Origin of the sequence: Streptococcus parasanguinis, assembly GCF_001578955.1 — a bacterium.
Taxonomy (GTDB): domain Bacteria; phylum Bacillota; class Bacilli; order Lactobacillales; family Streptococcaceae; genus Streptococcus; species Streptococcus parasanguinis_U.
This window is the reverse complement of the sequence record NZ_KQ969689.1, coordinates 115,180-121,507: the sequence shown is the minus strand read 5'-3', so window position 1 is coordinate 121,507 and position 6,328 is coordinate 115,180. Positions and strand designations below refer to the sequence as shown.

Annotated in this window: 9 protein-coding genes; 5 read left to right on the top strand and 4 right to left on the bottom strand. The window is 44.8% G+C overall.

All coding sequences use genetic code 11. The features are described 5' to 3' along the window. Together SPADD19_RS00590 and SPADD19_RS00585 are read right to left on the bottom strand one after the other, a co-directional pair. Window positions 1-672: nucleoside phosphorylase (locus SPADD19_RS00590; RefSeq protein WP_061454930.1), on the bottom strand; the 672-nt coding region annotated here is incomplete at its 3' end. Beyond that, window positions 669-1,238, bottom strand: a complete 570-nt coding sequence (locus SPADD19_RS00585; RefSeq protein WP_061454929.1) for a sugar O-acetyltransferase — start codon at window positions 1,236-1,238, stop codon at window positions 669-671. The genes SPADD19_RS00590 and SPADD19_RS00585, both read right to left, overlap by 4 nt. 178 nt (window positions 1,239-1,416) lie before the next feature. On the opposite strand from SPADD19_RS00585, the gene SPADD19_RS00580 reads away from it, so the two are divergent. The 5 genes from SPADD19_RS00580 to SPADD19_RS11315 all read left to right on the top strand — a co-directional run bounded on the left by SPADD19_RS00580 (window position 1,417) and on the right by SPADD19_RS11315 (window position 4,423). After that, a complete protein-coding gene (locus tag SPADD19_RS00580; RefSeq protein WP_061454928.1) occupies window positions 1,417-2,160 on the top strand; it encodes a DeoR/GlpR family DNA-binding transcription regulator in 744 nt (247 codons plus the stop codon). Window positions 2,161-2,171: 11 nt separating this feature from the next. Then, entirely contained in the window at window positions 2,172-2,981 is an 810-nt protein-coding gene (locus SPADD19_RS00575) for an HAD family hydrolase (protein WP_061454927.1), read from the top strand. A 106-nt stretch (window positions 2,982-3,087) separates the two neighbouring features. Further along, window positions 3,088-3,393, top strand: a complete 306-nt coding sequence (locus SPADD19_RS00570; protein WP_049517917.1) for a TetR/AcrR family transcriptional regulator — start codon at window positions 3,088-3,090, stop codon at window positions 3,391-3,393. 193 nt (window positions 3,394-3,586) lie between these two features. Continuing rightward, window positions 3,587-3,784 carry a hypothetical protein gene (locus SPADD19_RS11320; protein ID WP_080983012.1) on the top strand — a complete coding sequence of 66 codons (198 nt, stop codon included), beginning with the start codon at window positions 3,587-3,589 and terminating at the stop codon, window positions 3,782-3,784. A 117-nt stretch (window positions 3,785-3,901) separates the two neighbouring features. Continuing rightward, window positions 3,902-4,423 (top strand): hypothetical protein, encoded by a 522-nt coding sequence (locus SPADD19_RS11315; RefSeq protein WP_241496367.1) that lies wholly within the window; start codon window positions 3,902-3,904, stop codon window positions 4,421-4,423. Window positions 4,424-4,635: 212 nt separating this feature from the next. Here SPADD19_RS11315 and SPADD19_RS00560 read toward each other — a convergent pair whose 3' ends face one another. Together SPADD19_RS00560 and SPADD19_RS12170 are read right to left on the bottom strand one after the other, a co-directional pair. Next, window positions 4,636-5,673 carry a zinc-binding dehydrogenase gene (locus SPADD19_RS00560; protein ID WP_061454926.1) on the bottom strand — a complete coding sequence of 346 codons (1,038 nt, stop codon included), beginning with the start codon at window positions 5,671-5,673 and terminating at the stop codon, window positions 4,636-4,638. 89 nt (window positions 5,674-5,762) lie between these two features. After that, a partial coding sequence (locus SPADD19_RS12170) for a ferrochelatase (protein ID WP_241496366.1) occupies window positions 5,763-6,328 on the bottom strand: 566 nt, incomplete at its 5' end.

Sequence of the window (6,328 nt, the reverse complement as noted above, 5' to 3'; positions counted from 1 at the left end):
AAGAGAATCTGCGGTAAAGAGGAGCAAACCCCAAATCGCCCTACGAAGCTGGGCTACTGCAGCAAGGGAGGCACACTCCATCTCCACCACACTACACCCTTCTTCAATGCGATAGGCCACCTTGTCAGGTGTTTCCCTATAAAAGCCGTCCGTCGACCAGGTCATGACCTCTTGATAAGGAATGGACTCTTGTTGGAGAACTGTTTCAATAGCAGTCAGGGCACGGCCGTCCACCTCTATATAACGAGAAGGCGCGACATAATGGTAACTGGCTCCTTCATCTCGCAAGGCCTTGGTCGGAATTAAAAAAGCATTTTCTGCTATATCCACCAAGACCCCACAGCTACCCGCGGAAATGATCTTCTTCACTCCATAGCCAATCAACCAATCCATGAATTGAGCAGCAGCTGCAGATCCAACTGGCGCTTGAGCTAAGCAGATTTCCTCTCCTTGGTGCTCCATAACATAGACCGGATAGACCTTGGTAGCTGAGACAAAGCTAGCTACTTGTTTGGCTCCGACAGTTTCGGCAAAGCGATCAATCTCATCCTCCAGGAAAGCATAAACGCATTTTTCAGGTAGGTGCAGGTCTAACCCCTCATGGGTCGGCATAATAACTGCCTGAGGATTGTCATCAAACTCTAAAATGGGAATTTCATGTTTATGGATCATTCCTTCTCCTTTTTAACGGGTATTTCTTTAATGACACGAGCTGGGTTTCCTCCAAGAACTACATTATCTCCAAAGGACTTGGTCACGACTGCCCCAGCGCCAGCGACCACATTGTCACCCAGCGTCACACCAGGAAGAATGGTGACACCTCCTCCTGCCCAGAAGTTGTCTCCTATCGTAATTGGTGCCCCATACTCCAGACCAGAATTGCGCTCGTCTGGATCCAGTGGGTGCAAGGGTGTCAAAAATTGGCAATTAGGACCAATCATGGCATTCTTTCCGATCGTAATGGGACATACATCCAACATGGTCAAATTGTAATTGGCATAGAAATTTTCTCCCAGATGGATGTTGACCCCATAATCCACAAGAACCTGACGATTGAGATAGAGGTTTTCACCGGTTGATCCAAACCACTCTTTGATGATAGCTGCCCCTTTTTTAGGATCCACCTCTTGGTTAAAAGCTTCTTGTTTCTCCCGAGAGGCTTGGGCTAAAGCCCGTAATTCAGGGTCCGCAGGTCTATAATAGTCACCCGCAATCATTTTTTCATATTCACTGGCCATAAGGAAACCTCCACGTTATTTTGACATATTATAGCAGAATTCCCTCTTTAAAACAAACGTCAGAATAAGGGTTTGTAAGGAAAAAGATCAGAGACACTTAAAAACACTTAACAAAACTTGCATACGCTTACGAAATGGTGTACAATGAAGACAAGAACAGAAAATAAGGAGCGAATTCATGTACCAGGAACAGCGACTCGAAAAAATATTAGAACTCTTAGAAGAGCGAAAACAGCTATCCGCTAAAGAAATGGTTGATTACTTTAAGGTCTCAAAAGATACTATTCGCAGAGACTTTGCCCTCCTTAGTCAACGCCAGCTAGTCCGTAGGACCCATGGTGGACTTCTCCCCTTAAACAAAGAACCCGGCCCTTCTTACCTAGACCGTAGTCAGAAGGCTAACAAGGAAAAGACTGCCATGGCTCAAAAGGCCCTGCAATTGATCCAAGATGGACAAGTGATCTTTCTCGACGTTTCCACTTCGATGACCCTGCTTGCCGGCTTGCTTAATAAGGAAGTCACAGTCTATTCGCATTCCCTTGACAATGCCATCCAGCTCAGTAGCCATTCCCAGGTTGACTTTCATCTTTTAGGAGGGAAATTCTACCCTAAAAACCGCTTCTACTATGACGCGAATCAAGCACAAATACTGGACAATCTTCGCTTTGATCTGGCTTTTTTTGGAGCGAGTAGCTTAGCCAATGGCGAAGTCACCTTTGAAGATGCTGAAGACGTTGCCGTCAAATCCCTCGTCTTTGAACGAACTCGTACCAAGATCCTGGTGGCAGAAAGCATCAAGTTCTCCCAAAATGCCAACTACTATCTCGCTCGTCTCAAGCAATTTGACTATTGGATTACTGACCAAAAACCAAGCCCTGACATCCTTAAACAAGTCGGCAACGAAACCACTATTCTCTACTAGGAGGTAAGTTTATGGCTCACATTCGTCTCATTATCAGCGATATCGATGGCACCATCTTAAATGACCACCATCAGATTGACCCTCAGTTAGCAGCACTGATCCCGGATTTAAAGCGTGAAGAGATTCCTTTCGTGCTGGCCTCTGCTCGCTCCCCCAAAGGGATGGCTCCCATTGCCAAAGAGCTCGGCATAGTGGACTGTCCCATGGCCTGCTACAACGGGGCCTTGATCCAAAAAGGAGAACAAGTTCTTTTCGAGCATCCTTTGGACAAGAATGAAGCTCGTCAGTTTATCAACTGGGTTAACCAACACTTCCCTCAAGTTTCGATCAACCTCTATAGTGGAAAAGACTGGATGACCGATCATCTTGACCAATGGAGCCAAGAGGAGGCCCGGATTACAGGAGAAAAACCTCTCATCCTCCCCCTATTGGATCCTTTGCTGGATACGACAAAGCCCCTCCACAAATTGCTCTTAATTGGAGATGCAGAAGAGATCCAAGCCCTCTATCGTGCTATTTCTGCCGATGACTTCCCTTCTACCGCCTTTTATCTCTCCAAAGCCAACTACCTAGAAGTCACTGCTAAGCACGTCTCTAAAGAGGATGCTCTGGTTGAACTCGCCAACCACTACCACTTGAGCTTAGAAGAAGTCCTCACCATGGGGGACAACTTCAATGACCTTCCTATGCTCAAAAAAGCAGGCATCGGTGTCGCTATGGGCAACGCTCCTCAAGAGGTGAAAGATGGAGCAACAGTCGTGACAAAGACCAATAATGAAAACGGGGCTGGGCAAGCGGTTGAAACCTATGCCCTGATTTAGTCATCCGTTTAAAAAGGACGTAGACAGACTGTTCTTTTATACAAATCTAATAACTTTTATAAATCCAGCTTAAGAACAACTGCCCAAGCTATGGTGTACTAGTCCTATGAAAGATAAGAAAACTGACGCCCGTGTCATCAAGACCAAGCAACGCATTGAAACGACTTTTTTAAAATTACTGGAAGAAATGCCTTTTGAAAAGCTGACTACCAGCCTCATTATCAAAGAATATCTGATCAGCAAGGGAACTTTTTACGCTCATTATTTGGACAAGTACGACCTGGCAGAGCAATTATTGGACCGTGAGCTGGAGGTCTTTGAGTCTCTGCTCACCCAGCGTTTTGAAAGTGCCCATACTTCTCTTCAGTTCTGTAGCCATGACCTATATCACCTACGTCCGCCAAGGCCATGATCCACTCAGCTTAACGGAGCTTGTGACAGAACTCGATCAATTCTCTACCTATCTCCAGCACTCTTTTTCAAAAGATACTAGATAATAATAGACCAAAGGTTCGATAATGGACCCTTGGTCTATTTTTGCATATTGAGAAGATGCAACGATCGAGATATGATAGAACCATCTTAAAACAAACGAGGTATTCAGTATGAAAAATCTATCTATTAAAATGCACATGAACGGAAAAGAACTAACACCCGAGTGGATTCAAGCCAAAGAATTGGAACGTACCCACCATGTGATTCGAGAAATGGATGAGGTAGGTGCCAATTTCACTTACAAGGGAAAATCCATTGATGCAGACACCCTCTTCAGCTTGCCTTTTAAGGAAGTAAAGGCTGCTTAAATCGAAACAAAACTCGCCTTGGGGTCTGAGAAAATACTGGAACTCTATGCAAACAAGTTAGCCGAATCTGACAACTTGTGGCACGAGATTGCTTCAAAAACCGTGAAAGGACACAACTTGCAGTCGGCATACGTTGACGTCGATGTCGACGGTCTGACTCTTGGGGATTTCCTGGCTTTCAATCAAGAACTAAACAAGATGGTCGATCCAGCTCTTCCATTTAAAATCCATCCTGAACACTTTGTATTTGCAGGTGTACATGGCGGGCAAGAAGTCATGGAAATGGTGGGGCAATACGGTGAGCCCACCTATCAAAAGCTCATCATCCATCCAGATGCTGAAAAGCCCGTTGCCGTTGATCCAGATACGAAGTTGGCGATGGTCGGAGATGGGGTGCTGATGTCAGACCAAAATCTGGACATGATGATGTACGGGATGCACCAATTCAAAATGAAAAAAGGCGGTCTTCGCATCAAACTCGGTGTCTTCTTCCCAGATTCAGCACCACACGAAATGGTCCTCGGACACCAAGAACATCTCGCAGTAGAGTTTTTCAATTCCCTAACCATTGCCTATCAAAATAAATCCTTCAAAGGGAAAATCCTTAATACCATCTTGAAATTTAAAAAATTTGATTAGATGATAGGAATCTTTCTTATTGGACTGATTCTTTCCCTTCTTTTCTCAGCCAATCCTACCATTGTCATCACCATCACAAGCGTGATGATCTTGGCTATGGAAGTTCATTTTACGTATTTTTATATGAACCAAACCAAGAAATTCTCAACTCCGGATTGGGAATTATACTAAAAGAAAAATTCTAGTAGACAGCTTCTACTAGAATTTTTTCGTTAGTCCATCACAATCATAGCCTTAATAGTCTTGCGTTCGTCCATATCTTTATAGGCTTGGTCGATTTCTTCTAAACTATAGCTGTGCGTAAAGACGCGTCCTGGATTGATATCACCGTCAAGAACTGCTTTTAACAAAACTTGTTTGTCATAAGTAGTAACTGAGGCTGCTCCACCTGCCACAGAAATATTTTGGGCAAAGGTCGAACCAAGGGCACGGTTATTGTAGTGAGGCACACCGACAAATCCCATGCGTCCTCCATTACGGAGGACTCCAAGGGCCTGATCGACAGCAGCTGCGGTACCCACACATTCAAGAGCCGCATCTGCTCCGCCTCCAAGGATTTCACGGACCTTGGCAATCCCTTCTTCTCCTCGCTCAGCCACAACAGCTGTCGCACCTGACTCCAAGGCCATCTTTTGACGGTCTTCGTGGCGACTCATGAGGACGATTTGCGATGCACCACGCATCTTAGCTGCGATAACCGCACATTGGCCAACAGCCCCATCTCCGATAACGACTACCTTGTCACCTTTTTGCACATTAGCTACACACGCTGCATGGTAACCGGTTGGCATGACGTCTGCTAACGTCAAGAGGGATTTAAGCATGGCTTCTGTATAATCAGATGGTTGACCTGGAATCTTGACAAGGGCCCAATTAGCAAAGTGGAAACGGATGTGCTCTGCTTGAACCCCGTCAGACCAGTTGGTGCCAATATGGCGGTCACAAGTCCCATCATAGCCAGCACGACAGGCGTCACACTCTCCACAACCATGGGTGAAAGGCGCGATGACAAAGTCTCCTGGTTTGACCGTTGTAATGGCCTCACCGATTTCTTCAACTATCCCAATAGCTTCGTGACCACTATTTTGATGACCTGCTTCAATATCTGGATTGCGGTAGCTCCATAAATCGGATCCACAAACACAGGTGCGGACGATACGGAGAATAACATCATCTGGTGCTTCGATGTGTGGACGCTCCACTTCTATAAGGCCCACTTGCCCAGCTTTTGTATAGACTGTTTTCTTCATAGGAACAACCTACTTTCTATTGCTTACTTACCTATAGTATACACTTTTTATCGAGCTCTAGCCCACTTCCTGATTTAAAACTCCATCATTTAATCATATTTTTTCCCATACTTCTTTTCTAGCATTTTCTTAATCAGATAGGGCATTTTGACATTTTCGCGGCCTTTCTTGGCAATTAACTTCTTCACAAAATCTGGCATTTGGATATCATTCTCTTCTTCCAAAATCTGACTCGTGCTTGATGGAGCTTCCAACTCATCAAAGGTCTCCAGCTGAGGTTGATAGTCACTATAGTCACCGTCTATATGAGACTGAATTGTCGAAAGAAGTGCCTTGATTAAACGAGGATCGCTATTTGGCATAGGAGGTCTGTGATAGGCTACACCTAGCTCTTGGCAAAGCTCCTTACATTCCACATCATTGTCAAAAAGAACCTCAATATGCTCACTAATAAAGGCAATCGGAACAAAAATATAGTGGTCAGGATGCTCCCTCTCATTACGAAGGTATTCTAAGACATCCGGCTTAATCCAAGGAATACCAATATCACTCTCACTCTGCCAAGTATTGGTGTACTGTTCCTCTTCAAGCCCTAAAATCCCCGCAATCAAGCGACTATTGTCATAAATCTGATCGATATAAGGGTCACCAAAAT